The 26,367-nt window shown below is 41.3% G+C and carries 24 protein-coding genes; 6 read left to right on the forward strand and 18 right to left on the reverse strand.

What is annotated here, in order from left to right:
• Positions 1-52 precede the first annotated feature (52 nt).
• A complete protein-coding gene (ilvD, locus tag AB2B47_RS03595) occupies positions 53-1,756 on the forward strand; it encodes a dihydroxy-acid dehydratase (protein ID WP_320693651.1) in 1,704 nt (567 codons plus the stop codon).
• A 56-nt stretch (positions 1,757-1,812) separates the two neighbouring features.
• Here ilvD and AB2B47_RS03600 read toward each other — a convergent pair whose 3' ends face one another.
• From AB2B47_RS03600 to tgt, 3 genes are all read right to left on the reverse strand, one after another.
• The gene (locus tag AB2B47_RS03600) at positions 1,813-2,154 is read right to left on the reverse strand and encodes a metal-sulfur cluster assembly factor (protein ID WP_320693652.1); all 342 of its coding nucleotides are present in this window, start codon (positions 2,152-2,154) and stop codon (positions 1,813-1,815) included.
• Between the two features lie 116 nt (positions 2,155-2,270).
• On the reverse strand, positions 2,271-4,088 hold the full coding sequence (locus tag AB2B47_RS03605; RefSeq protein ID WP_320693653.1) for an acyltransferase family protein: 1,818 nt from the start codon (positions 4,086-4,088) through the stop codon (positions 2,271-2,273).
• A gap of 134 nt (positions 4,089-4,222) precedes the next feature.
• Positions 4,223-5,365 (reverse strand): tRNA guanosine(34) transglycosylase Tgt, encoded by a 1,143-nt coding sequence (tgt, locus tag AB2B47_RS03610; protein ID WP_320693654.1) that lies wholly within the window; start codon positions 5,363-5,365, stop codon positions 4,223-4,225.
• Between the two features lie 116 nt (positions 5,366-5,481).
• On the opposite strand from tgt, the gene AB2B47_RS03615 reads away from it, so the two are divergent.
• Positions 5,482-6,339, forward strand: coding sequence for a DUF975 family protein (locus AB2B47_RS03615; protein WP_320693655.1), 858 nt, complete (start codon positions 5,482-5,484; stop codon positions 6,337-6,339).
• A gap of 210 nt (positions 6,340-6,549) precedes the next feature.
• Here AB2B47_RS03615 and AB2B47_RS03620 read toward each other — a convergent pair whose 3' ends face one another.
• The 5 genes from AB2B47_RS03620 to AB2B47_RS03640 all read right to left on the reverse strand — a co-directional run bounded on the left by AB2B47_RS03620 (position 6,550) and on the right by AB2B47_RS03640 (position 12,705).
• Positions 6,550-7,743, reverse strand: a complete 1,194-nt coding sequence (locus AB2B47_RS03620; protein WP_006152904.1) for a LysM peptidoglycan-binding domain-containing protein — start codon at positions 7,741-7,743, stop codon at positions 6,550-6,552.
• A gap of 166 nt (positions 7,744-7,909) precedes the next feature.
• A complete protein-coding gene (locus AB2B47_RS03625) occupies positions 7,910-8,524 on the reverse strand; it encodes an HAD family hydrolase (protein WP_006153136.1) in 615 nt (204 codons plus the stop codon).
• A 3-nt stretch (positions 8,525-8,527) separates the two neighbouring features.
• A complete protein-coding gene (locus tag AB2B47_RS03630) occupies positions 8,528-9,808 on the reverse strand; it encodes an MATE family efflux transporter (RefSeq protein ID WP_006152832.1) in 1,281 nt (426 codons plus the stop codon).
• Between the two features lie 60 nt (positions 9,809-9,868).
• The gene (thrC, locus tag AB2B47_RS03635; RefSeq protein WP_006152891.1) at positions 9,869-11,353 is read right to left on the reverse strand and encodes a threonine synthase; all 1,485 of its coding nucleotides are present in this window, start codon (positions 11,351-11,353) and stop codon (positions 9,869-9,871) included.
• A gap of 74 nt (positions 11,354-11,427) precedes the next feature.
• On the reverse strand, positions 11,428-12,705 hold the full coding sequence (locus tag AB2B47_RS03640) for a hypothetical protein (RefSeq protein ID WP_006152988.1): 1,278 nt from the start codon (positions 12,703-12,705) through the stop codon (positions 11,428-11,430).
• Between the two features lie 370 nt (positions 12,706-13,075).
• On the opposite strand from AB2B47_RS03640, the gene adhP reads away from it, so the two are divergent.
• The 4 genes from adhP (at position 13,076) to AB2B47_RS03660 (ending at position 17,289) form a co-directional block, all read left to right on the forward strand.
• Positions 13,076-14,095 carry an alcohol dehydrogenase AdhP gene (gene adhP, locus AB2B47_RS03645; RefSeq protein WP_251937337.1) on the forward strand — a complete coding sequence of 340 codons (1,020 nt, stop codon included), beginning with the start codon at positions 13,076-13,078 and terminating at the stop codon, positions 14,093-14,095.
• Positions 14,096-14,531: 436 nt separating this feature from the next.
• Positions 14,532-15,521 carry a PTS sugar transporter subunit IIB gene (locus AB2B47_RS03650; protein WP_006152940.1) on the forward strand — a complete coding sequence of 330 codons (990 nt, stop codon included), beginning with the start codon at positions 14,532-14,534 and terminating at the stop codon, positions 15,519-15,521.
• Between the two features lie 29 nt (positions 15,522-15,550).
• Positions 15,551-16,363 carry a PTS mannose/fructose/sorbose transporter subunit IIC gene (locus AB2B47_RS03655; protein ID WP_006151319.1) on the forward strand — a complete coding sequence of 271 codons (813 nt, stop codon included), beginning with the start codon at positions 15,551-15,553 and terminating at the stop codon, positions 16,361-16,363.
• Positions 16,364-16,377: 14 nt separating this feature from the next.
• Positions 16,378-17,289: a PTS system mannose/fructose/sorbose family transporter subunit IID gene (locus AB2B47_RS03660; protein WP_006152880.1), complete on the forward strand. Its 912-nt coding sequence runs from the start codon at positions 16,378-16,380 to the stop codon at positions 17,287-17,289.
• Positions 17,290-17,351: 62 nt separating this feature from the next.
• Here the strand turns inward: AB2B47_RS03660 and pepC are convergent, their stop codons facing one another.
• The 10 genes from pepC to AB2B47_RS03710 all read right to left on the reverse strand — a co-directional run bounded on the left by pepC (position 17,352) and on the right by AB2B47_RS03710 (position 26,352).
• Positions 17,352-18,686, reverse strand: coding sequence for an aminopeptidase C (gene pepC, locus AB2B47_RS03665; protein WP_006152794.1), 1,335 nt, complete (start codon positions 18,684-18,686; stop codon positions 17,352-17,354).
• A gap of 107 nt (positions 18,687-18,793) precedes the next feature.
• Positions 18,794-19,516, reverse strand: a complete 723-nt coding sequence (locus AB2B47_RS03670) for a pseudouridine synthase (protein ID WP_006152919.1) — start codon at positions 19,514-19,516, stop codon at positions 18,794-18,796.
• A gap of 66 nt (positions 19,517-19,582) precedes the next feature.
• Positions 19,583-19,783: a hypothetical protein gene (locus AB2B47_RS03675; protein ID WP_006153032.1), complete on the reverse strand. Its 201-nt coding sequence runs from the start codon at positions 19,781-19,783 to the stop codon at positions 19,583-19,585.
• Between the two features lie 39 nt (positions 19,784-19,822).
• Positions 19,823-20,581 (reverse strand): PoNe immunity protein domain-containing protein, encoded by a 759-nt coding sequence (locus AB2B47_RS03680; protein ID WP_320693656.1) that lies wholly within the window; start codon positions 20,579-20,581, stop codon positions 19,823-19,825.
• A gap of 934 nt (positions 20,582-21,515) precedes the next feature.
• Positions 21,516-22,088, reverse strand: a complete 573-nt coding sequence (locus tag AB2B47_RS03685) for a nucleotidyltransferase family protein (protein ID WP_006152933.1) — start codon at positions 22,086-22,088, stop codon at positions 21,516-21,518.
• A complete protein-coding gene (ruvB, locus tag AB2B47_RS03690; RefSeq protein WP_006153029.1) occupies positions 22,069-23,067 on the reverse strand; it encodes a Holliday junction branch migration DNA helicase RuvB in 999 nt (332 codons plus the stop codon). The genes AB2B47_RS03685 and ruvB overlap by 20 nt, the downstream gene beginning before the upstream one ends.
• A 165-nt stretch (positions 23,068-23,232) precedes the next feature.
• On the reverse strand, positions 23,233-24,087 hold the full coding sequence (locus AB2B47_RS03695; protein WP_006153138.1) for an ABC transporter permease: 855 nt from the start codon (positions 24,085-24,087) through the stop codon (positions 23,233-23,235).
• Complete coding sequence (locus AB2B47_RS03700) at positions 24,087-24,950, reverse strand: ABC transporter ATP-binding protein (protein WP_006153021.1); 864 nt, start codon at positions 24,948-24,950, stop codon at positions 24,087-24,089. The genes AB2B47_RS03695 and AB2B47_RS03700 overlap by 1 nt, the downstream gene beginning before the upstream one ends.
• A 275-nt stretch (positions 24,951-25,225) precedes the next feature.
• Positions 25,226-25,648 carry a GNAT family N-acetyltransferase gene (locus AB2B47_RS03705; RefSeq protein WP_320693657.1) on the reverse strand — a complete coding sequence of 141 codons (423 nt, stop codon included), beginning with the start codon at positions 25,646-25,648 and terminating at the stop codon, positions 25,226-25,228.
• Positions 25,649-25,659: 11 nt separating this feature from the next.
• Positions 25,660-26,352: a GNAT family N-acetyltransferase gene (locus AB2B47_RS03710; RefSeq protein WP_006152826.1), complete on the reverse strand. Its 693-nt coding sequence runs from the start codon at positions 26,350-26,352 to the stop codon at positions 25,660-25,662.
• Between the last annotated feature and the right edge of the window lie 15 nt (positions 26,353-26,367).

Raw genomic sequence — 26,367 nt, forward strand, 5'->3', positions numbered from 1 at the left:
TTCATGTGAAAATTGTGCTATAATGGAACAAACTGAAATGGGAGGGACTTGAATGACAGAATTAGATAAACGTCACCGTAGCAGCATCTATGACAGCATGGTAAAATCACCTAACCGTGCCATGCTTCGTGCGACTGGTATGACAGATAAGGACTTTGAAACACCGATTGTTGGGGTCATTTCGACTTGGGCAGAAAATACACCGTGTAATATTCACTTGCATGACTTTGGGAAATTGGCTAAAGTAGGTGTTAAATCTGCTGGTGCTTGGCCTGTGCAGTTTGGAACCATTACGGTAGCCGACGGTATTGCCATGGGAACACCGGGTATGCGCTTCTCCCTAACGTCTCGTGATATCATCGCGGACTCTATTGAAGCTGCTATGGGTGGTCATAACGTAGATGCCTTTGTAGCTATCGGGGGCTGTGATAAGAACATGCCTGGTTCTATGATTGCCATTGCCAATATGGATATCCCAGCTATTTTCGCTTACGGTGGTACTATCGCCCCTGGAAAACTGGATGGCAAAGACATCGACTTGGTTTCTGTATTTGAAGGAATCGGTAAGTGGAATCACGGCGATATGACTGCTGAGGACGTGAAACGTCTGGAATGTAATGCCTGCCCTGGCCCTGGTGGTTGTGGTGGTATGTATACTGCCAATACTATGGCTACTGCTATCGAAGTTTTGGGGTTGAGTTTGCCAGGTTCTTCTTCTCACCCAGCTGAATCTGCTGAGAAGAAAGAAGACATCGAAGCAGCCGGTCGTGCAGTTGTCAAAATGCTTGAACTTGGTATCAAACCTTCAGATATCTTGACTCGTGAAGCCTTTGAAGATGCCATTACAGTGACAATGGCTCTAGGTGGTTCTACTAACGCCACTCTTCACTTGCTTGCTATTGCCCACGCAGCTAATGTTGACTTGTCACTTGAGGACTTTAATACCATACAAGAACGTGTACCTCACTTGGCTGATTTGAAACCTTCTGGTCAGTATGTCTTCCAAGATCTCTACGAAGTTGGTGGTGTGCCTGCGGTTATGAAGTACTTGTTGGCAAATGGATTCCTTCATGGAGACCGCATCACATGTACTGGTAAGACTGTCGCTGAAAACTTAGCTGACTTTGCAGATCTTACTCCAGGTCAAAAAGTCATCATGCCTCTTGAAAATCCTAAACGTGCGGACGGTCCGCTTATCATCTTGAACGGTAATCTTGCTCCTGACGGTGCAGTTGCCAAGGTGTCCGGTGTTAAAGTTCGTCGTCACGTTGGTCCAGCTAAGGTCTTTGACTCAGAAGAAGATGCTATCCAAGCTGTCTTGTCAGATGAAATCGTTGATGGCGACGTAGTCGTTGTTCGTTTCGTTGGACCTAAGGGTGGTCCTGGTATGCCTGAAATGCTATCACTTTCATCAATGATCGTTGGTAAAGGCCAAGGAGACAAGGTTGCCCTCTTGACAGACGGACGCTTCTCTGGTGGTACTTATGGATTGGTTGTTGGACATATCGCTCCTGAAGCTCAGGATGGTGGACCAATTGCTTACCTCCGTACAGGAGATATCGTTACGGTTGACCAAGATACTAAAGAAATTTCCATGGACGTTTCCGATGAAGAACTTGAAAAACGCAAGGCAGAAACAACCTTGCCACCACTATATAGCCGTGGTGTCCTCGGTAAATATGCCCATACCGTATCTTCTGCATCACGTGGTGCCGTTACAGATTTCTGGAATATGGAACAATCTGGTAAAAAATAAGCAAATCAAAAGCAAGCCAAAAACGGCTTGCTTTTTTGTATTTTCAAAATAAATCATTATCGTGGAGGTAGTCCTAGAGCTATACGCCCATAACGACTAATGCGTGTAATCTTCCATGCTGGAGACCAGGTCACCTCAACCTTGACTTCCTCAATCCCATCAATTTGTTTTAAACCTGCCACAATCTCGATTGGCAGACTTTCTGCACAGTCACAGGCAGTATCAGTGAAGGTCATAACAACTGTACAAAGGCCAGCCTCATCTAAATGAATCTCATAAATCAATCCAAGATTGTATACATCTAACTCTACATCTGTATCATAAACTTTTTCGAGTACTTCAATGATTTGATCTTCCAATGCTAGAGCACGGTCATTAATCTTGATGTCTTCTCTCATTGCATTCCCTCCATTTTTTGATTGCTCCTATTTTCTCATAATTCTGACAATTTGGCAAGTTTTTCCCAATTCTCTTTAAAGCAAAAAGTAGAGATACAATCTCTACTTTTGATTGATTATTTTGATTTGACAGGTTTGTCTGCGAGAGATTTAACGGCAGCATTAATGGTTTCTGCGTAAAGTTTTGCTCCTTCATCCTGCTTGGTCGTATCACTACCGAAGTGAACCTGGTCTGTTCCCTTCCAAATATCTGGATGATCTTTGGCGACTTGGTTCCAATCTGCAAGTGCAATATATGGATATTTTTGTGCCAGTTCACGCGCATAGCTTGCATACTGCTCAACATAAGGTTGCGTTTCCTGCGTTGTATCCCCCTCATATGGAGTTACAAGGACAAGTTGATGTCCTTTTGGAAGGTTTGTTATCAGCAGATCCAAATCAGCTTTATAATTTTCAGGATTATTAACACCAGTCGCAATGACTACAATTTTAGGCAAGGCTTTATTCTGACTGTAATTCAGCATCAATTCATTTGCCTGTTTGGTAGTTCGACTGACCTGACCATCAATCTGTGCGTCTGGCAAGACTTCTTTTAGTCCCTCTGAAGCACGCAAGGTGACCGAATCTCCAATGATGGATACACCCTCAGCTATATTATAGCGACTGGCTTCTGCTTGATCTGCCATGGTTTTTGTTCGGTTCATATTGGTTTGCGCCTGATTGAGACCATTAACCATCAAATCCGTTTCAAATGCGCCTACTTGAGGAGCTATCAGTATCACGACAACAGTAATCAGACCAAGTACTCCAGCACTGCCAGCAAAGACCGGTTTAATGTGCGGAATTTCTTTTGCCTTTTGCAAGAGATCAGTAGATTTTCCTGCTACTAAAGGTTCGATAACATAGAAAGAAAGGGTTGCGAAAATATAAGAGAAGATGGTGGTTAAAATCACTGCCGGAATATTTCCCATTAACTGTGAGAAAATAATATAAAACGGCCAGTGGAAAAGATAGACAGCATAGCTGGTATCCGCTAAAAAGCTGATAATCTTTGGCTCTTTGATCGTCGGTGTTTTCTCATGCAAGACGCGTGCTGCAACAATCATCAGAAGTGCAGCTAAACTTGCTAACAAGAAGCCAAGTAAATAGGCAAAGAGATAAGTGAATTTCACGAAGAAAGTCAGTAAGAGCAAGACTCCTAGTCCAGCTCCGAAGACTAGCAAAGTCTGCTTCAAATCCAAGCTTCTATTCAAACGTTTAAGAAGTGGCGTTGCATGACGAACCCCTATTACGGTAGCAAGCACACTACCTAAGAAGAATGGATAAACATGAGTTAAGCTTGAAAAGTATACTGTTGAGTAAGAACTTACAATAAAACTACCGATAAACATCGAAAGGAAGCTGACGATAAAGGCAGCTGATGAAAGTAGAAAGATTGTTCCTCGTAGTTGTCCGCTTGATTTCGCTCGCTTAGATAGGAACCAGACTGCCAAGCCCCACAAGATATAATAATGAACTTCAACAGCTAAGCTCCAGTTGTGAACAAAGAGGTGAGGGATAAACTGAGATTCATAACTTCCTCCTGTCAGCATTTCATAGAAGTTAGTCATAAATCCTAGAACACCAGCAATCTGCCCACCAATTCCTGCCACATAATCTTGGCGAACCAAGAAGGTGAATGGCATGATGACAAGAATCATTAAAACGACCGGTGGAAAAATTCGATAGAAACGTCTTCTAAAAAATCCTAAGATATCAATCTTCCCTTTTTGGCCAAATTCTTCTAATAAAAGCGATGTGATCAGAAAACCTGAGAAGGTAAAGAAGACGTCAACCCCAAAGAAACCTCCTGGGAAAGTCGTTTGAAAGAAATGATACAAGAGTACCAAAAGCAAACCTGTAATCCTAATCAAGGAAAACCATTTAATACGCATACGAGTCTATTCTCCATTCATTAGATTGGCAAAAAAAGCCATCTAACTTTCATTCATAGTACCTTTATTTTATCAAAAAAAACAGAAAAATCCTAAGAGAAAACTTAGGATTTTTAGTGGATCTCAAACTAAATTTAGAAATTTCGCCCTGACTTGTTATAACCATATTTTTCAACAAAATGCTCACGAAATTCCAGGAGATTATCATCCATGATAGCTTGGCGAACCTGCTTCATCAGATTGATCAAGAAATACAGATTATGGTAACTTGTCAAGCGGATACCAAAGGTTTCATCTGCCTTAAGCAAATGGCGTAGATAAGCACGGGTATAATTCTTACATGTATAGCAATCACACTCTGGATCAAGTGGTGTAAAGTCCTCCGCAAACTGAGCATTCTTGACTACCAAGCGACCTTGACTGGTCATACAAGTCCCGTTACGAGCGATACGAGTCGGCAAGACACAGTCAAACATATCGACACCACGGATAACACCATCAATCAAGCTATCTGGCGCTCCTACTCCCATCAAGTAACGAGGTTTGTTCTCAGGAAGGAGTTGAGTGGTGAAGTCCAAAACTGCGTTCATCTCTTCGTGGGTTTCTCCAACTGCTAGTCCTCCGATAGAGTAGCCTGGGAAGTCCATGCTAACAAGATCATGCGCCGACTGACGACGAAGATCTTCAAATCCTGCCCCCTGTACAATCCCAAATAAACCTTGGTCTTGTGGACGACGGTGAGCCTTTAAACCACGCTCTGCCCAACGGCTAGTACGTTCAATCGATTTTTTCACATAATCATAGGGTTGATAAAATTGGGGACATTCGTCAAAGGACATCATAATGTCTGAGCCCAGATTGTTTTGAATAGAAATGGCTTTTTCAGGTGAAAGGAACATCTTAGAACCGTTGAGGTGATTCTTGAAGGTTACCCCTTCTTCTGTAATATTACGGCTGTCTGCTAGAGAGTACACTTGGAAGCCGCCGCTATCTGTCAAGATTGGTTGGTCCCAGTTCATAAACTTGTGAAGACCTCCAGCACGGGCAATGAGTTCATCCCCAGGGCGAAGCCACAAGTGATAGGTGTTGGATAGGATAATCCCTGAACCCATCTCTTTCAATTCTTCTGGCGACTGAGTCTTGACCGTTGCCTGAGTCCCTACTGGCATAAACATAGGCGTCGGGAAGGTTCCATGGGGTGTGATAATCTCACCCAAACGAGCTCCTGTGTGTTTTTCTTTTTTAATCAATCGATATTTGATTGGCGAATCTGACATTTTTTACCTCCGAAGCTGGGAAAGACAGTCCCAGTTCTTACTTTGCGCCCAGGGGCATACTGTATGATTCTATCAAAAAAAACAGGAACTGTCACGAACTATGGTATAATGAAAGAATGAAGTACCCAAAAATTAATTTAAAAGAAGTTCGCGAGCAGGCTAGACAATTTCAAACCGAGCATCCTCGCTTGCTGCTTGTCTTTTTATTACCAAGTATTCTCTTGATTCTATCGAGCTTTATCAGACCTTTATCCCTACTTGATGAAGGTATTCTTGAACAGTCCTTCTTGAGTTTTCTAGGGATTACAATCCAGTCTGCTCTCTTTCCGATAGCCGTTGGATTTACAAGTTCCATCATCCTAGCTGGTGCCCTCTTTACCACGATTAATCTTTACAGAATTTCTGAGATAGAGCTTTCCTTTAAAGATAGCCTGTCCTTACTTGACAACCGCTTCTTTACCCAAACATTTCTAACACTCTTACTCAAGCGTTTCTACCTCTTTTTATGGAGCATCCCTAATCTTTTTGGAGTCTACTTGCTCTTTTATAGCAGTGCCATGGCTCGTAAATTTGTGGAACTTCATCCCGAATTTCCATCTGTCGACGTCACCAATCCAGATATCGAACACTTCCTACTTACTTTCGCTCTCTATTTCTTTGGTAGCGTCCTAGTAATGATTTTGGGAACCATTATCTATCTGCCACAATATTATGCCTATTCCCAAGTTGAACTACTTTTATGTGACACCCTTGCAATCGGAATTGCCAAACCGAGCCGCGTGCTACATACCAGCCGCTTTCTCATGAAAGGCTATAAGTTCCAACGCTTTGTCCTTGATTTACAGCTACTTCCTTGGTACATCCTTATCTGGATTAGCTTTGGAATCGCAAGTATCTCTATCTTCCCTTATATCTATAGTAGCCAAATCTTCTTCTATCAAAGACTACTTGAAATCAAGCGGAGAAAAGTTTAACAGCAGTTATTAAAAACCAGCACCTTCATAGAAAGTGCTGGTTGTTTTTATTTTAACCAGAACTACTCTCCAAAAATATAAAACAGTTTCCTCGTCTTGTTTCTATAAGGCTTTTCATCTATATTTATGCCTGGATTTTTTCACTACCTAAGCAATCGAAATAGAAAAAAGAAGTGGAAACTGAATCAGTTCCCAACTTCTCATTCATTATTAGTTCATTGATACGTGAACGTGGTCATAGTGGTTTTCTGTTACGCTACCACGATCTGGCATTGGATTCCAAGTGTAGGCTGGTCCGTATTTGCTATCGTATGGTGCGTAGAAACGTTGTTTCCAGATGATGTAGTTGATTCCACGGCTAGCCATATTTTGGATAGCATAATCTGCAATTTGGTCACCGAGAGCTGAGCTAACTGGGACCATGAAGTCAATCGCTAGACCTTTTCCGTGGTCACCTGGATCTCCTGGACGGTAACCACTAAATGATGTGATACCAAACAAGTTAGCTACTTCTTCTTTAAATGCAGCTGTTTGTGGTTGAAGACCTGCATTTTCAGATTTTGTTGCTGCAATAGTTGCATAATCAGGAGCCGCTGGTGCTGTATAAGTTGCTGATGCACCTTGACTTGGTTCAGCTTGGTAAGTTGCTGGAGCCGATTGAGCTTCTGTTACAGCCTCAGTTGTTGCTTCTGTAGTCGTTGTTTCTTCAACTGTTGTAGTTGTTTCAGCGGCCGTAGTTGTTTCCTCAACTGTTGTAGTTGGTTCAGCAGCCGTAGTTGTTTCCTCAACTGTAGTTGTTGGTTCAGCGACCGTAGTTGTTTCCTCAACTGTAGTTGTTGGTTCAGCGACCGTAGTTGTTTCTTCAACGACAGGTGCCGCAGCTTCAGTTGTTGCTTCTGACGATACTGTAGTTTCTGCTACAACTCCAGTTGTTGCTTCTGTTGTAGTTGTCTCCTCAACAGTAGTCGTTGTTTCTTCAACTGGTTGTGTCAAATCTTCGACTTGAACAGTTTGTTCATCTACTGTTACTTGATTCGTTGTTAAATCTGCTGTTGCACTTGCTACATCAGAACCAACTTCTTGAGGTGTATAAATCTCAACCTCTGTTACTTCCTCATTGTCGTTCACAGTTGTAGTCAGTACAGTTTCTGGAAAAATCAAGTCAATATTTGTGATTTTGTTCAAGTTTGCAAGGACATTTAAGTCTACTCCCAAAGCCTCTGCAATCGTGCTTAGGGTATCTCCGTACTTAATTGTGTAACTTGTTTTATTTTCGCTTTTAGCAACATCGTTTTGAATTTGCTCAACTGAACGTGGTGACCATACAATTTCTTCTGCTTGAGTCGCCAAGGTAGGGGCAAGTGATAGAGCTACTGTTGATGCTAAAATAATTCGTTTCTTCATACTATTCAAACTCCTTTTCAAATGTAGTACCTTTCTATCATAACATAAAGAAAAAAGAAAAAAAGCCCTTTGGGGGCTATTTAATAAAACTGTCTAAGCTCTGTAACAAACTACATTAATTGAAATAGTTTGTATGATTTTTGTCACAAAGCTGACATATTCTCTTTCATAAAGAGAGAGAAGGAATATCCGCTAAACAAGAAATCTGATGATTGCAATCCACCGGAGTTCCAAGGAAATTGATACTCTGAATGCTACTACTCTGAGCAAACTCGATATCCAAAGTACGGTCCCCTATATAATAGGTGCGCTCTGGTTTTAAATGGTATTTGCTGATAAGGTAGGTCGCTGCTTCTGGACTTGGTTTACGAGCAAAACCGCTCTGGCTTGTCAAAATTTCTGTGAAATAAACATCCAATCCCAAATCTCGTAAAATAGTCAAGGCATTATCGCCTTTGTGGGTGTAGACAAATTGCTGAATTCCTTGCTGATTTGCCCAGGCTAAAACCTCGCGCGCCCCCGGCATCAAGATGACCTGGGCATTCTTTTCAGCCAAGCTCTGAGCACGGACTTGATTGAGCCTATCAACATCCAAGCCTCTTTCTTCTGCCACTTGCACTAGTAAATCCTGGACAGAGTATTTCAAGATAAAAGCTCGAACTTTTTCCTTGTCAAAAGGAATGGAAAACAGTGCATAGGTTTCCTCAATCCCTGACAAAATAGCTTCATAGGAGTCCAATAAGGTCCCGTCTAAATCCCAAATAAAAGCCGTTTCTTGCATTTCTTATCCTTTCAATGTCATATAAGATTTGTAACGATAGCGTAGGAAAATCCAACGGAAACCATTATCCAAAAGCGTTCCTGCCCAGATACCAGGCAAACCCCATCCAAGAACAATTCCCATCAGGTAACCAGTTCCAATACGGATGCACCACATTCCAATACTTGTCGCATAAAAGGGAAGTCGGGCATTTCCCAAACCTTGCCAGACAGCTGTATAAATAACCGTCCCCGTTGTCATAGGAGTCCCTAAAAGTGAAAAAAGAGTCACTAAAACACTGGCTTTGATAGCCACAGGATCGCTGGTGTAGAGATAGCTTAGTGGTGTCCCGAGAGCATAGATACTAAGTGTTAAAGGCAACATGAGAAAGAAAGACAGCCAAAAAGTTTGCTTACTTAGTCTGTCCACCCTTGCCCAATCATTCTCCCCTACTGCTCGAGCTACCTGCATGACTGTAGCCGTAGCAACACCAAAAGCGGGCATGTAGTTAAACTGAGTCAAAACTTCACCGATAGCATTTCCCGCGACTGCCTCCGTCCCAAAGGAAACAACCAAGGCAATTATGACTACATCACCAGCCCTCATCATGAGACGTTCTCCCGCTGCAGGTAAAGCCAAGGTCAGAAGGTCTTTATCCAGTCCAAACGTCGGTCTCATATATGGAAGTTTTAATTGTGACCACAAAATTACAACCCCGATCAAACGTGACAAAATAGTTCCCCAAGCTACACCAGCTATCCCCATATCAAGGATAAAAATGGCGACACTTGAAAAAACAATATTTAAAGCATTGGATAAAAAACTAACATAAAGCGGCAGTCGAGGATTGTGGGTAGCGCGAATCAAGGCTCCTAGACTAGTCATCAAGCCCAGGAGAACGATTGTCCCACCAACTAAAGATAGGTATAAGCCACCACTTTCAGCCACAGCCTGTTCAGTACCTAAAAGACCAATCATCTCTTGACCTGCAAAGATGGATAAGACACCTAAAACCAAACTCAGTAGCAGAGTAATCTTAAGTGCTTCTGTCACATGGTAGGCTAGTCTAGACTGATCTTTCTGTCCCAAACTTTTTGATATAACACTAGAAATTGCTGCTCCCAAGGCAATAAAAATAGCCTGATAAATGGTGATAATATTTCCAGCTACAGACACACCCGAAATGGCGATCAACCCCAGATTAGCTACCAAGTAGCTATCTACCATCCCCATGAGCATCTGCAAGAAATTTTCACCCATGGCAGGTAAAGCTATGTTGAGAATATCCTTATTTTTCTTAAACAATCCTTCCTCCTGATGAAAAGAAACTCAGTTAGTTTCCCAACCGAGTTTACTTCCTCTGTCTTAAAGTCCTAGATAAGATTCTACTGCCACCTGCATATCTGCCGCTGCAACAGTTGTCTTGTGACGAACTGGAGCTGTTTCAAGGCCATCAACTGCTGGTGGCACTGCCACTCCTGAAATTTCGTGCAACTGAGCCAAGGCCTCAAAGTCGCTCAAACCTGATTTCCCTGTTACAGCTTCTACTGCAACTACTGGGAATTTATAAGGACTAGCTGTTGAAGCAATCACGGTCTTAGTCACATCATCTGTCGCCGCTTGGTATTTTTTATATACGGCCGAAGCAACTGCTGTATGAGGGTCCTCAATATAAGCATCTGCCTCATAAACACGCTTGATTTCTGCTGCTGTTTCTGCTTCAGTCGCATACTCTGCTGCAAAAAGGTCAAGAATCTCTGCATCAAAATCTGTCAATTCATACTGACCTTGGTTATTCAAAGCATTCATAAGTTCAGCTGTCTTAACCGCATCATTTCCCAAAAGATGGAAAATCAAGCGCTCCAAGTTTGAAGACACTAAGATATCCATAGATGGGCTAGTGGTTACCTTAAACTCACGCTTCTTGTCATAAACACGAGTTTTAAAGAAATCTGTCAAGACATTGTTGTCATTTGAAGCACAAATTAACTTGCCGACTGGTAGGCCAATTTGCTTCGCATAAAAGGCAGCCAAGATATTCCCAAAGTTTCCTGTCGGTACGGTGAAGTTAACCTTGTCACCAGCCTTAATCTCACCAGTTTTAACAAGCTGAGCGTAGGCATACACATAGTAGACAATCTGTGGTACCAAACGACCGATATTCATAGAGTTAGCTGATGAGAACTGGAGCTTGTTGGCTGCTAATTTTTCACGAAGAGCCACATCATTGAACATATGTTTCACATTAGTCTGAGCATCGTCAAAGTTTCCATCAATAGCGATAACATGGGTATTTTCGCCCGTTTGAGTGGTCATTTGCAACTCTTGTACCTTGCTGACACCGTCTTTTGGATAAAAAACGATAATTTCAGTACCTGGGACATCCGCGAATCCTGCCATAGCAGCTTTCCCAGTATCTCCAGATGTTGCTGTCAAGATGACAATCTTGTTTTCCAAGCCGTGTTTCTTAGCTGCCGTTGTCATAAAGTAAGGCAAGATAGACAAGGCCATATCCTTGAAGGCAATGGTTGAACCGTGGAAAAGTTCCAAGTTGTATTGGCCATCAAGTTTTACAAGAGGGGCAATTGCTGGTGTATCAAACTTGCTGTCATAGGCGTTGGTGATACAGTAGTCCAACTCTTCTGCTGTAAAGTCATCCAAAAAGGCTGACAAGACAAGCTTAGCTACTTCTTGGTAAGAAGCGTCTTTCAATGTGTCAAAATCCAAGTCCACCTTTGGATAACTAACTGGAGTAAATAAGCCTCCATCTGTTGCCAAGCCTTGCAAAATCGCTTGGCTAGCTGTTACTGTATTGTTCGCATCACGCGTTGATTGATAAACTAATGTCATAAATCTCTATCCTTTATCTATAGTCTCATTCATTATAACATGATTTTTCAGAAAATTCTTCCGTTATAAGAAATTTATACGTCCATTTCTTCTTTCAAAGGTTCTAAATAAGTCGTTTCACTCTGCCCTCTCATCTCAAGTCCTTTCTCTGCTATCGCTAGCAAGTCTTTGGAGAACTGGACAATCCCAGCTGTTTCTTCATCTGTGAGGTGTTTCTTAGAAAATTGTCTTCTCAAAGACTTGTAGTCACGACCAAAACTTTCAAAGAAAGGAGCTGTTTCTAGGTAAGCTTCAAGCTTGTCAAGATTCACCAACAAACCTAGATGAAAGGCTGCTGAAGCAAAAGTGCGGTCTAGTGGCTGGGTACAAACACTCCGAAATTCGACCGTTCCTCGAGTTGTTAAATCTTGGAATTGGTAGCTACGGTGCGTTTGGAAATCCTTCTCTTGAGGGACAAGAAGTGTTTCTTTCCCATTTAGAGTATAGGCAGGAATCTCGTCAGTAGCTAGGTAATCTCTAGCTCGAATCGGAGAAAAATAGTAGGTTTCTCCATCTCGTTCTGCTGTAAAAATCGCAGAATGGTCTAAATAATCAAAGAAATCATCCTCATCTTTAAAGAGTCTGGTATTGACACCAACATTCTCTGGATAAATCCCATGCATGGAGTCTTCCCAAAAAATATCTCGTGAAATCTGGGTGTCCCAGTCCGCTCCAGAAAACTCAGAATTGGCAAACAGGTAAGCTTTGGCTGCCTCTATCTGTGTGAAAGCATTGATGACACGTAGGTAGTTATCGGTCGAAACATCCAACTGGACTTGACTCCCGCAGATGAAGGCTCCGTATTGCGGAAAGTCATGTAAATGCGCACTTTCTTGGTGAGTCCCCATACTCAGATAATCCATCAGCATCTGATAGCGTGGATAAGCCACAGGTCGATTGTCATTTTGATTCCAGTTTGGGTGAATCCCCCAACCTTGGATAGCATGGTCCTTTTCGCCTAGCCTTTCTTGGATTACCTTCATATAGGCCAGAAAACGCCCTTCAACCTCTTGGATATTCTGAGCCCTACCAAAGGCAAATTCCAAGGTCGTGTAGGAAACCTCAAACAGAATTCGATCTTGACTCGTCGGTTCTACAAGTTGAATCGGATTGCCCTCCTGGTCTGCCTTTTCAACTTCCAGACTGAGAGCATCCACCAAAAAGCGCAACAAGTCCTTGCTGACTTCAATATCTGTAGGTTGGCCTTTCGTATGAACGATAGGAAACTCCAACTCTATCCCAATATAGAGATCTGGATTTTCTTTGATATTTTTTAAATAGCGATCTTTTAATAACTGAATTGAAGGGGACATACATACCTCTCACTCTAACTTCTCATACTAGAAAATAAATTACTCTCTATTATACCAAAAACTCCTAGAGATGGATCTTAGAAAATCTGTTTGCAACCTCGCTCCCTATATTTGAGACCAAACAAATTCCTCTTTATATGAAATTTTATATAAAAACACCAGATATTATTGTTCAAATTTCACATACTTATCAACCAGTTAAGCGATTTCATATATTTTTGCATAAATCTCCTTGTATTATATTAAATATCGTGATATAATTCACATATAAACAAAAAAGAGGGCAGTTCAAATTTGACTTCACTTGAATCACGATTTAAGGTAAGCCCCTTTTCCTCTGCGCCTCAACTACTAACCAAGGAGGATAGCTATGAAAGCTGTTGTTGTAAATCCAGAAAGCACTGGTGTTGCTATTGAAGAAAAAGTGCTCCGTCCGCTCGAAACTGGCGAAGCACTTGTTGAAGTTGAGTATTGTGGTGTTTGCCATACAGACCTCCACGTTGCCCATGGTGACTTTGGAAAAGTTCCAGGACGTGTTCTCGGTCACGAAGGGATTGGTATCGTAAAAGAAATCGCTCCTGATGTTAAGAGCCTAAAAGTTGGCGACCGTGTCAGCGTAGCTTGGTTCTTTGAAGGCTGTGGCATGTGTGAATATTGTACAACCGGACGCGAAACCCTTTGCCGTACAGTAAAAAATGCTGGCTACTCAGTTGATGGTGGTATGGCTGAACAATGTATCGTAACTGCAGATTATGCTGTTAAAGTTCCAGAAGGTCTCGATCCAGCCCAAGCCTCTTCAATCACTTGTGCCGGTGTTACCACCTACAAGGCTATTAAAGAAGCAAAAGTTGAGCCAGGCCAATGGGTTGTACTCTATGGTGCTGGAGGACTTGGCAACTTAGCTGTTCAATACGCTAAAAAAGTATTCAACGCTCACGTTATCGCAGTAGATATTAACAACGATAAACTTGCTCTAGCTAAAGAAGTCGGTGCTGATATCGTGATTAATGGTCTTGAAGTCGAAGATGTTCCAGGCCTTATCAAAGAAAAAACAAACGGTGGTGCTCACTCAGCTGTCGTAACAGCTGTATCAAAAGTTGCCTTCAACCAAGCAGTTGACTCTGTTCGTGCAGGTGGTCGTGTAGTAGCTGTCGGACTCCCTTCAGAAATGATGGATCTAAGTATCGTTAAAACAGTTCTTGACGGTATTCAGGTCATCGGTTCCCTTGTTGGTACACGTAAAGATTTGGAAGAAGCTTTCCAATTTGGTGCTGAAGGTCTCGTTGTTCCAGTCGTTCAAAAACGGCCTGTCGAAGATGCCATTGCTGTCTTTGATGAAATGGCTGCTGGTACCATCCAAGGTCGCATGGTTCTAGACTTTACTCATTAAGATAGATAATAAATAGCAAAACGAGGTAGGGACAAAAGATCCCGCCTCGTTTTTTAGCAATAAAATTTTGACATAGCAATTTATTGAACTTAAAGTTCTTTTTTTAACGCTCAAGAACACTATTGACGAAAACGTCATTTTCTATCCACATTCTTTAAGCATCCAATGGTTGAAGTATAAGGGTCTGGAACTAAGATACAGAGTTCTGGTTCGTCGATTTCTGTACTATGACTTTTTTATATTAAATTTTTTTACTATTCTCTAGACAAAATTACTAAATATTGATATATCAACATCTATATTAATAGGTTTGTCACGCTACTTTTTTGGATTTATCATAAGTAGTTGATTTTTTACTGAAAACGGTTTATACTTAAAGAGTCTTAAAGTTATCTTAAACTACAAGTCAATCATTTTATAAGGAGGAATGACAATAATGAGTATCGGAATCATTATTGCGAGCCACGGTGAATTTGCCGCGGGTATTCATCAGTCAGGATCTATGATCTTTGGTGAACAAGAAAAGGTTCAAGTTGTAACCTTTATGCCAAACGAAGGCCCAGATGATTTATACGCAAAATTCAACAATGCTGTGGCTGCATTTGACGCAGAAGATGAGGTTCTAGTCTTGGCTGACCTTTGGAGTGGTTCTCCATTTAACCAAGCTAGCCGCGTAATGGGAGAAAATCCTGAGCGTAAATTTGCCATCATCACTGGACTTAACTTGCCGATGTTGATTCAAGCCTACACTGAGCGCCTGATGGATGCTAATGCAGGAGTGGATAAAGTCGCTGCGAACATCATTAAAGAAGCCAAAGATGGCATCAAGGCTCTTCCAGAAGAGCTTAATCCAGCTGAGGAAGTTGCAACTGCTGCAGCTGCTCCTGCAGCCCAAGCTGCTATCCCAGAAGGAACTGTTATCGGAGACGGTAAATTGAAAATCAACCTTGCACGTCTTGACACACGTCTTCTTCACGGACAAGTCGCAACTGCTTGGACACCAGACTCAAAAGCAGACCGTATCATCGTTGCTTCAGATAACGTAGCGAAGGACGACCTTCGTAAAGAATTGATCAAACAAGCGGCTCCAAACGGAGTGAAGGCTAACGTTGTTCCAATCCAAAAATTGATTGAGGTTGCAAAAGACCCTCGTTTTGGTGATACTCACGCCCTTATCTTGTTTGAAACTCCTCAAGATGCTCTTCGTGCTATCGAAGGCGGTGTGCCAATCAAGACTCTTAACGTTGGATCAATGGCTCACTCAACTGGTAAAACAATGGTCAACAACGTATTGTCAATGGACAAAGACGACGTTGCTACATTTGAAAAAATGCGTGACCTCGGTGTTGAATTTGACGTACGTAAAGTTCCAAACGACACTAAAAAAGATTTGTTTGACTTGATTAGCAAAGCTAACGTTCAATAATTAACATTAAATAGAAAAGGAATAAAACCATGTCAGATATTTCAATCATTTCTGCTATCTTGGTTGTAGTTGTTGCCTTCTTCGCAGGTCTTGAAGGTATCCTCGACCAATTCCAATTCCATCAACCAATCGTAGCATGTACCCTGATCGGTCTTGTAACTGGTAACCTCGAAGCAGGGGTTATGCTTGGTGGATCTCTTCAAATGATCGCCCTTGGTTGGGCAAACATCGGTGCTGCAGTTGCTCCCGACGCTGCTCTTGCCTCTGTTGCTGCTGCAATCATCATGATTAAAGGTGGTAACTTTACTACTGAAGGTATCGCAGTCGCAACTGCAACTGCTATCCCGCTTGCCGTAGCTGGACTTTTCTTGACTATGATTGTTCGTACAATCTCAGTTGGTTTGGTTCACACTGCAGATGCTGCTGCTAAAGAAGGAAATATTGCAGCTGTTGAGCGTGCTCACTACTTTGCCCTTGCTCTTCAAGGTCTACGTATTGCTATCCCAGCTGCACTCTTGCTTGCAATGCCAACTGAAGCAGTTCAAGGCGTATTAGAACTTATGCCAGAATGGCTTAAAGGTGGTATGGCTGTTGGTGGTGCCATGGTCGTTGCCGTTGGTTACGCTTTGGTTATCAACATGATGGCTACTCGTGAAGTATGGCCATTCTTCGCTATCGGTTTTGCTCTTGCAGCAATCTCTCAATTGACTTTGATTGCCCTTGGTGTAATCGGTGTTGCCCTTGCCTTCATCTACCTCAACCTTTCTAAACAAGGTGGAAACGGTGGCGGAGGAGCTGCAACTTCTAACGACCCAATTGGTGATATCTTAGAAGACTACTAGAAAGGGGAACAATCATGGCTGAAAAAATTCAATTATCAAAATCAGATCGCCAAAAAGTTTGGTGGCGTTCACAATTCCTTCAAGGTTCATGGAACTACGAACGTATGCAAAACTTGGGTTGGGCTTACTCTTTAATCCCAGCTATCAAGAAACTTTACACTAAAAAAGAAGACCAAGCTGCTGCTCTTGAGCGCCACCTTGAGTTCTTCAACACTCACCCATACGTAGCTGCTCCAATCATGGGGGTTACTCTTGCACTTGAAGAAGAACGCGCAAACGGTACTGAAATCGATGACGCTGCTATCCAAGGTGTTAAGATCGGTATGATGGGACCTCTTGCTGGTATCGGTGACCCAGTCTTCTGGTTTACAGTACGTCCGATCCTTGGTGCCCTTGGTGCATCACTTGCTGCAACTGGTAACATCGTTGGACCACTTCTCTTCTTCTTTGGATGGAATGCAATCCGTATGTCATTCCTTTGGTATACACAAGAGTTTGGTTACAAGGCTGGATCTGAAATCACTAAAGACATGTCAGGTGGTATCTTGAAAGACATCACTAAGGGTGCATCTATCCTTGGTATGTTCATCCTTGCCGTTCTTGTACAACGTTGGGTATCCATCAACTTCACTATCAACCTTCCAGGCAAACAATTGTCAGAAGGTGCCTACATCAACTTCCCAGAAGGTCCTGTTACAGGAGCTGAGTTGAAGGGCATTCTTGGTCAAGCGCTTAGTGGCATGAGCCTAGATAGAGTTCAACCACAAACGCTTCAAGGTCAGTTGGACTCATTGATTCCAGGATTGATGGGACTTCTCCTTACTTTCCTTTGCATGTGGTTGCTTAAGAAAAAAGTATCTCCAATCACAATCATCCTTGCCCTCTTTGCAGTTGGTATCGCAGCTCGTTTCTTCGGTATCATGTAGTCTCGGTGAGAATGTATAAACAAAAAAAGAATCAGGTTTATCATCTGATTCTTTTTTTTCAATTATTCTGCCAAAGCACCCATTGGATCCCATGGTGCAAGCACGATTGGTTCTGCTTCATAAGCAGCTCGTTCTTCTGCTGTCAGCAATTCTTTACGGACAACGATTTGGTAAGTGTATTCGTCCATCCAAGCGTCTGAGGCAACAAAGTAACCATCTGTACCGACCTTGTCTCCCCATGAGTTTTCAACTTTCCACTTAGTTGATTTGCCATTTTCGTCCAAATCAACACCTGTCAAGACCATAGCATGAGTCATCAAGCTTTCGCTATAGTCCAAACGTCCAGCCTTGTCTTGAGTGAGTTGAATATCCATGCTTGATTCAAAGTCATAAACATCTGTCGCAAGGATTCCAGCTTTACGGTTGCTGAGCTGGCCGACATCTGAACCAAACCAAACAGTTTCTCCTGTCTGCATTTGAGCAATCGCCAATTCTTTCAAGCGCTCCATCGGTACGTTAATGTAGCGAACTGCACGGCTTCCAACGACATTTCCCAACATCTCAACTGTATATGATTTACCGTATGGTTTATCAGCAGTTGGAGCATTGATCACAGAAACGTAGTCTTCTAGTGGAAGGTCAACGTATTTCTTGTAAAATTCTTGTGGGGTGATGCCCTTTTCGCTTTGGTAGTTGTTATCCTTATCGCGATAAGCAAAGTCAAACTGACGTGGTGGAAGTCCTAGTGACATGGCAAGGAAATTAAAGATTTCTTGCAAGAGGTCTTCTTTCTTAGCTTGAACAGTCGCTTGGTCAGCGCCAGAAGCCAAGAGGTCACGCAAGATTTGAGCATCTTGACGAAGCAATTTGTTTAGAATTGCATTGAGCTCACGGCTGCTACTAGATGAAACAGACTCTGGATAAACAGACTTAGGTACGACACCGTATTTCTCAAAGAGAGAAACTACCATATCCCACTGACCACCATCTTGTTGTGGAGTTTGGAGTAGGAAGCTAACCTTGCGGCTTGTCAATTCTTGGTCAGCAGTCGCAATGACTTGCTCCAAGAACCAGTTAGATTTTTCATACTTGTCCCAGAAGAAGGTGTGGGCTTGTGACAATTCAAAGTTTTCAAGTTTGTATTGAGAGATGAGTTTGTGGCGGAAAGTATTAAGGGCCGCAAACATCCAGCAACGACCAGATGCTTTCTGGTTAGTGACCTTGTCCTTTGTCAAATCAAGTGAGAAAACTGGTGTGTTGTCGACATGACTTTGACGACGCTCAAGGGCTGCAAAAATACCGTTATGGCTAGCAGCATTTTCGATAGCTTGGTACTTTACATTTGCTTCATAGTTGGCAAATAATTTATCTGTAAATGATTCTTGAATCGCGTTCATAAAATCCTCCTTTTTTCTTACTGTCTATTATAACTCTTTTCACAAAGGAAGCAACCAAAAACTGAAAAAGGCAGGGATATTCTCCCTTCCTTTTCCGATTATCCAGTTTATTGAACACTCTCAAGCAAAGCTTCTAGCTCATTCTTGGTTAAACGACGCCATTCTCCACGTTTCAAATCCTCATCCAAGGTCAAAGTTCCCATGGTCAGACGTTGCAAGTCCACCACTTCTTTACCACAGTAGGCAACCATCCGTTTAACCTGGTGGAATTTCCCTTCTGCGATGGTCACGCGAACCAGACTTTGATTTTCTTCCGTATCAAGAGACACAAGCTCCAGCTTAGCAGGTTGGCAGGTAAAGTCTTTAAGTGGAATCCCTTGCGCAAAGACCTCAACATCTGCATCGGTCATAATCCCCTTGACCTGTGCCAGATAAGTCTTATCCACATGGCGTTTAGGGGAAAGGAGAGCATGAGCTAGCTTGCCATCATTGGTCAAGAGCAAGAGGCCATGCGTATCAATATCCAAACGACCGACTGGGAAAACTTCCTTTGAACGAGCCAAGTCATCCAACAAATCCAGTACAGTCTTGTGTTTGGGGTCTTCAGTCGCTGAGATAACCCCCTGGGGCTTGTTCATCATATAGTAAACAAACTCCTCGTACTCTAACTTTTGCCCGTCAAAACAAATCTCGTCCGTGTCTTCATTGATTTGCAGTTTGGCAGATTTTTCCTTTTTCCCATTGACCGTCACGCGCCCAGACTTTAGAAAGTTTTTGACTTCCGTCCGGCTACCAACAGCACAGGCAACTAAATATTTATCTAATCTCATAGGGCTATTATATCACAAAAAGAGAGCGGTTTTCGCTCTCTTTTTCTCGGATTATCTTTCTCCAATTTATTTTTTAATCATACTTTCTATCCCTTTGAAAAGAATTTCTGAAATAGCTTCTGGATAGCCTTCATAGCCATTCTGTTCTGAAAGGGCGTCGATGATATTTCTAATTTGGCCATCCAATATAATGGTTACTGCAGGAACGAGTTCGTCTGAGCCTTCTTTTTTAAACATCTCTTGCATAATTGATACTTTGTTACTCATATTTACTCCAATCTTTTTTTAAATTTAATCAATAACACTCTACGAGACTGATTCTTCCGTCTCACCATCCGCAACCAAATCATATGGAAAGTACGGAAGCCCTTCTAATTCCTTGTAGTCCAATCCCTTTATTTTGCAAAGAGCACCTGATTCAAAGGACCAGTATCCATAATAACTTCTGTTATTGGTTTGATGTAAGTTATACCATCCTGTATCTCTGCTCCCTTGGTACCATTTCTTGGTTACATATTCTCTGAGAAGTTTGAGTGCCTGTTCAGAATCCTCTTCTTCAATAATTTTTCTGGTAAAACCATAAGGCTTTGGAAAATTATAATTCAGTCGAATCTTCCACTCTGGACGACGATATTGAATCAGATAGTCAATCAAATAGTCCTCTGGGTCATCCTTCTTGACCAAATCTACTAGCTGATTAAACATATCCTCATCAATATCTAACAAAATCCCAATGGAGAGGGCCCAGACCATTTGTTCATAGCCAGAATTGCCTTGCCAAGATATTTGTAAACTCTTTACATATTTAATATACTCGCGCTTGAAGTATTCAATTGAATAACCTGCAGTATAAGTAGCTATCATAATTTCTTTTTGGTACCGATATATTGATGATCTTATATTAGAAATTACAATTTTATTATCCAAAGAAAATTTTTGGACTCCTTCTTTCTCATCCTGTTCAATTGCTTGAATTCTTTTTTCAGAATCCTGAATAGCTTTTTGAAAAACTTGAATTAGTCCATTTATATTATTTTTATCTGAAAATGTGTCCCTTAGTTCCAATTCTATCTTCTTTCTAAGTCCTTTTATAAATTATCTATGATCTCTCACCTTCCACAACCAAATCATATGGAAAATACAGAAGAACTTCACTAGATATTCGTCAAACAAATTAGTTTTTTAATCACTTTATTCCGCCTATATACATTATTTACCACACAGATGTAAAGAATGAACAAAAGAACAGAATAAATCAGCAATCCTAAAAACTTTGCATAGACTAGGTAAGCTATCAAGGAACCTATCAAACTGATACTACTAATACAAATAAATAAGAAAGCAAGAGTTCCATTTTTCTTTGCTATTTCTAAAAACTCTGAGTACTCAAGGTCCGTAAACAATGCAGGAAAAAGATCCAAGTCTTTGTTATAATAGTCAACTACAAATTTCCCTATGAGCAAGGAAAGACAGGAACATAGAATGACGCTAGAATATTTGATAGTAGGGATATCAAAAATGGTTAAACCATTCAGCAATCTAATAATGGGGAGAGATAGCAAAGTGAGTCCAAGAGTGTAGTAATGGTGATTCTTAGATGTTCTTTCGAGAATTGAAAAGTAAAGTCTCTTTTCTTTTAAGTCATAATAGACTATTTTGTTTTGATACAATCCTAGATTAACTAGCTTCCTATTATTTTTCATTCTTTTAGTCATTGCTCAACATCTCTTTCTCAAACCATGGACTTCAATTTACTCTAATCTCAGAAAATCTCTAGCTCACTTCTTATACTAGAGAAATCTTTCCCCTTTGTCAACATTTCGCTGGTGTTTGCCCTTGATTAGCAACCATTCTCACATCGAGTTCGCAACAAAAAAAGCCGCCTGATTGGGCGACTTAATTTTTTTATAGGGAGATTATTATGAAAAAGTTTTAGGAGTATAAGTTAAGTTCTTCTTAACTTATGAGATAAGTATACAGCTCCTATCTTAAAGTTTCCTTAAGTATTTTTAAATGTGAGATTTTTCCATTTTTCTCGCCAGTTTTTCTTAGATAAACGCTGTTGATAAAGCTTCATTCGATCGTCATTTTCAAAAAAATGGGGAGTTGGAGAAACCTGAAAGTTCAAAATATCCACCAAACCATAAGGCGCAAAGAGCTCTAAAGTTGCGTCAGTATGCAAGCGAAGTCCTATCGCCGTACAACGTTCGGGATATTTACTCATAGCGTCACAGGAATTCACATACGGTTCCGTATGGGGACTATGCTGATGCATATAGACTTGGTTTTTCAATTCCCATTGGTACTGGGGAAAATCCTCTCTCAACTTGTTCTCTATTGCCAGCGTTTCTTCATAACTCACATCTGGGTCAAAGAAAATCACATCCACATCCGTTTCACGGTCAAAGGCTGGCTTATCTGACAAGAGATTCCAGATAAAATTTCGGACCGATCCAGCCGCCAACCAGGAATCTTTCAACTCCAAGTCACGGATGATGGTCAGAATAGGCATCATGTCAGGATTTTCTCTGAAAGAGTCTAAGATTTCAGTCTCATTTTTCAATGTATTCATACCCTAAATGCTCATAAGCCTTGGCTGTCGCGACCCGTCCTGAACGAGTTCGCATGATAAAGCCTTTCTGGATCAGGTAAGGTTCGTACATATCCTCTACCGTCTCACGCTCTTCAGCGATATTAACCGAAAGGGTACCTAGACCGACAGGACCGCCACCGTACATTTCAATCATGGTACGGAGAATTTTCTGGTCCACATAGTCCAAACCTTCATGGTCTACATCCAGCATGGTCAAAGCCTTATCCGTAATCACATCATCAATCAAGCCATCGCCCATAATCTGCGCAAAGTCACGCACGCGCTTGAGAAGACGATTAGCAATACGAGGAGTTCCACGACTGCGTAAAGCTAACTCAGATGCAGCTTCATGAGTGATTTCCATCTCAAAGATATCTGCCGTCCGCTCGACAATCTCTGTCAAGTCAGCATGGGTATAATATTCCATGTGGCCTGTAATCCCAAAACGGGCACGAAGAGGATTTGAAAGCATCCCTGCTCGTGTCGTCGCCCCAATCAAGGTAAACGGTGGCAAATCTAGATGGACACTACGGCTAGCTTCTCCTGCACCAATCATGATGTCAATGTAGAAGTCTTCCATGGCACTGTATAGAACCTCTTCTACCGACATGGGCAAGCGATGAATCTCGTCAATAAAAAGAACATCTCCTGGCTCCAAGTCATTCAAAATTGCTACCAAATCACCGGCTTTTTCGATAACAGGACCAGACGTTTGCTTAAGATTGACTCCCAATTCATTGGCAATGACAAAAGCCATGGTTGTTTTCCCGAGACCTGGGGGACCAAACAAAAGGACATGGTCCAGCGCCTCATCACGCATTTTTGCTGCCTCGATAAAGATTTGAAGCTGATCCTTGACCTTGTCTTGTCCAATATATTCACGTAAATATTGGGGACGGAGGGTACGTTCTACCAACTCCTCATCACCCATGATTTCATTATCTAAAATTCTACTCATGCTCCTATTATAGCAAAAATCCAGCCTACAAACAAAAAAGCCACCTGATTTGGTGGCTTCTTTAGGGAGATTATTATGAAAAAGAAAAGTTAGGATTTCTATTAAATAAAGTTAGGAGGTCTTTACTTAATAACTATATGATACAAGAGAAGACTTAAAGTTTGCTTAACCTATAAATTTTATTTTTTTGCTAGAGATTTTAACTACTACCAACCAAAGCAGAAAAGTTAGGAGGCAGATACTCACCACTATTAAGTATGTTTCTTCCTTTGTTAAAAGGTTCTGCCAATTAAGCCGGATTCCTAATTTTTCTTGAAACTCTTCTAATAAGCTACTATTCCCCATAAATGTAGTTTCTAATTGCTCCTTCATTAAGACCTGTCTATAGAGAGAAGCAAGATAGGTAGCCGGTGTGCACTTCATGAGAACTTGAGCGAAGTTAGGAAGAATTCCCATTGGTACATAAGTTCCTACTAAAAATCCTGAAGCTGTACCTACAATGGTAGCCAATTTACCCAGACTATCTACTGACTGGAAATGGTAAATCAAGAGTGCATTTACCAATGTTGAAAGGAGACTACTCAGCAGCATGATTAAACTTATTTCAAATAGCTTACTCATTGCTGGAATTTCTTGAAAATAAAGGCTCATAACAATAAGCATAAAGGCTTGCATAACAAAGGAAATGATAAGGCTACTAATAAGATAAGACAGTTGCAAGCCCCAGCTCCCTAAGTCTGTCAAAAAGAGATCCTGATCCACTTGATTTTCACGATCTTGTACCATCTGGGTCAAAGCTGTAAAACTGGTTGTAATCCCAGTCACAGCCAAGGTTCCACCCATCAGCCAGTTATTTAATAGACTCTTATTATCAGGAAGTTGGGACCAGGCATCCATCAAATTTTTCTGCAAAAAAATGATATAGAGTAGAAAGGAAATCAAAGCTCCCAGTAATGAGAAAAAGACTCCTGAACGATTACGAAAATACAATAAAAAATCACGTTTTAATAAGGCTAACATTAGCGCACCTCTCTTCCTGTAAGGGCTATGAAGGCATCATCCATAGTTCCTGGACGAAATTCAAAGCTAGCAATCTTCTCACGAACTTGGGTCAAATAATCAATAGCTTCCAATTGGCTCTTAGGATAAAGACTATACTCAAACTCATTTTCCTTTTCCACAGGCATATTTTTAGGTAAGAATTTCTCCACCTGCTTGTCTTTAAAACAAATTTTTAAAAGATTGGAAGCGTACTCACTTTTAATTTCAGTAGCAGAACCTTGGGCAATAACCTTTCCATGATCTATAATATAAAGTTGATCTGCCTCATCTGCTTCATCCAGATAATGAGTCGTTAAGATAATAGTCATCCCTTCATCTCTTTGTAGACGATACAATAAATCCCAAATGGATTTGCGAGTCTGAATATCTAGTCCAGTCGTAGGCTCATCTAGAAATAAAATATCGGGATTGGATAGGAGAGCCCGAGCAATGTCAACTCGACGTTTCTGTCCTCCTGATAAAGTTCCATAAAGTTGTTTCTGAAAAGCAGTCAATCCTAGTTGATTGATTAAATCTTCCACACGACCACCCTTAATCCCTTTATACTGCTGGGCACGAATGGCTAGGTTTTCTTTGACCGTCAACTTTTCATCCAATACACTTGCTTGAAAAACAACTCCAATCCTAGTATTGGGCGCATAGATGATTTGACCATTAGTAGCTCGTTTAAGTCCGATTAACATTGAAATCGTGGTCGATTTGCCAGCCCCATTAGGTCCTAAGATTGCGTTAAAACTTCCTTTTTTAAACTCTAAATTTATATCTTTTACTGCTGTATAGTCTCCATAGTTCTTAGTGAGGCCTTTTACTTGTAAAATCATATTTCCTTCCTCCTTTTTACACCTTCAGTTTAACAAAAAGGAAAAAGAAAAAATATAGTTTGGTGCTATGTGGTCGAAATGGATGATTATGTGGTCAATTCTACCTTAAAACTTCTGCATTTGAACATAAAAAAAGCCACCTGATTTGGTGGCTTCTTTAGGGAGATTATTATGAAAAAGAAAAGATAGGATTTCTATTAAATAAAGTTAGGAGGTCTTTACTTAACGATTACATGATACATGAGTAAACTTAAAGTTAACTTAAGATAAAAGAATTATTTAAATTTTTTTCGATCCACCCAAATCATTCCTGTACAATCATAAGTAGATAAGGTTTCAAACCCCAGAGAACGGTAAAAACCCAAGGTTTTTTCTGTCTGTTCAGTTACTAGTTGTATTTGGTAGGCATCCTTATAGTCAGCCAAGGCTTCTTTCATCAAGTTACTACCAATTCCTTGGCGCTGATAGCTAGGCAAAACGATCAAATCCTGGACAAAAACCGATGAAAAACCATCTCCAACCAAACGGACCAAACCAACTATTGCCTCACCATCACGGGCAAGATAAGTCGCTAGCGAATGAGACAAGGCCTGCTCCAACATCTGTAACTGATTGGTATAGTTTGTCCAACCAACTGCCTGATAGAGATGTAAAACGTCATCAATTGAAACAGAGGACTCTTTTGTAATCTTAATCATAGCAAACCTTTCTAACATTCTCTAAGAGATTTCAACTGTTGCCCATTTTCATCAAAATTCTCAGATTTTAACCACGCTTCAAATCGTGCTTTAACCTTTGGCCAGTCCTTATCGATCATAGACATCCAATCCGTGTCTCTAGTACGACCTTTATAGATAACAGCTTGGCGGAAGGTGCCTTCATAGACAAAGCCCAAACGTTCTGCTGCTCGTCTTGATGGCAGATTTAGAGCATCGCATTTCCACTCGTAGCGGCGGTAGTTGAGTTCTTCAAATACATAACGAGCTAGCAAATAGTGGGCCTCTGTTCCCATCCTGGTCTGTTTGAGAGCCGGAGAAAAGGTCACCGCGCCAACTTCAATGGTGCGATTGGCTTGGTCAATACGCATGAGAGAAAAAGTCCCCAAGACCTTACCCGTCTCCCTATCCAAGATAGCATAGAAAAAACGATCCTTACGAGCCAACATCTGATTTAAAAGGTTGACCAGTTCCTTCATATCTTCCACAGACTCCTGAAAGAGGTAGGTCCACATCTCCCGAGGAGTATCTGGACCATAAACAGACAGCAAATCCTCTGCATGCTTTTCCACCGATAGAGCTTCTATAATCGTATATCGCCCTTCTATCCGAACAAGTGAAGGCAAAACTCCAGGTGTATCATCTACAGGTTCACCAACCATCTGACCGTATTCATTTACTGGCATAGCTTTCTCCTTGTC

Source organism: Streptococcus wuxiensis (assembly GCF_040888245.1).
Taxonomy (GTDB): Bacteria; Bacillota; Bacilli; order Lactobacillales; family Streptococcaceae; genus Streptococcus; species Streptococcus wuxiensis.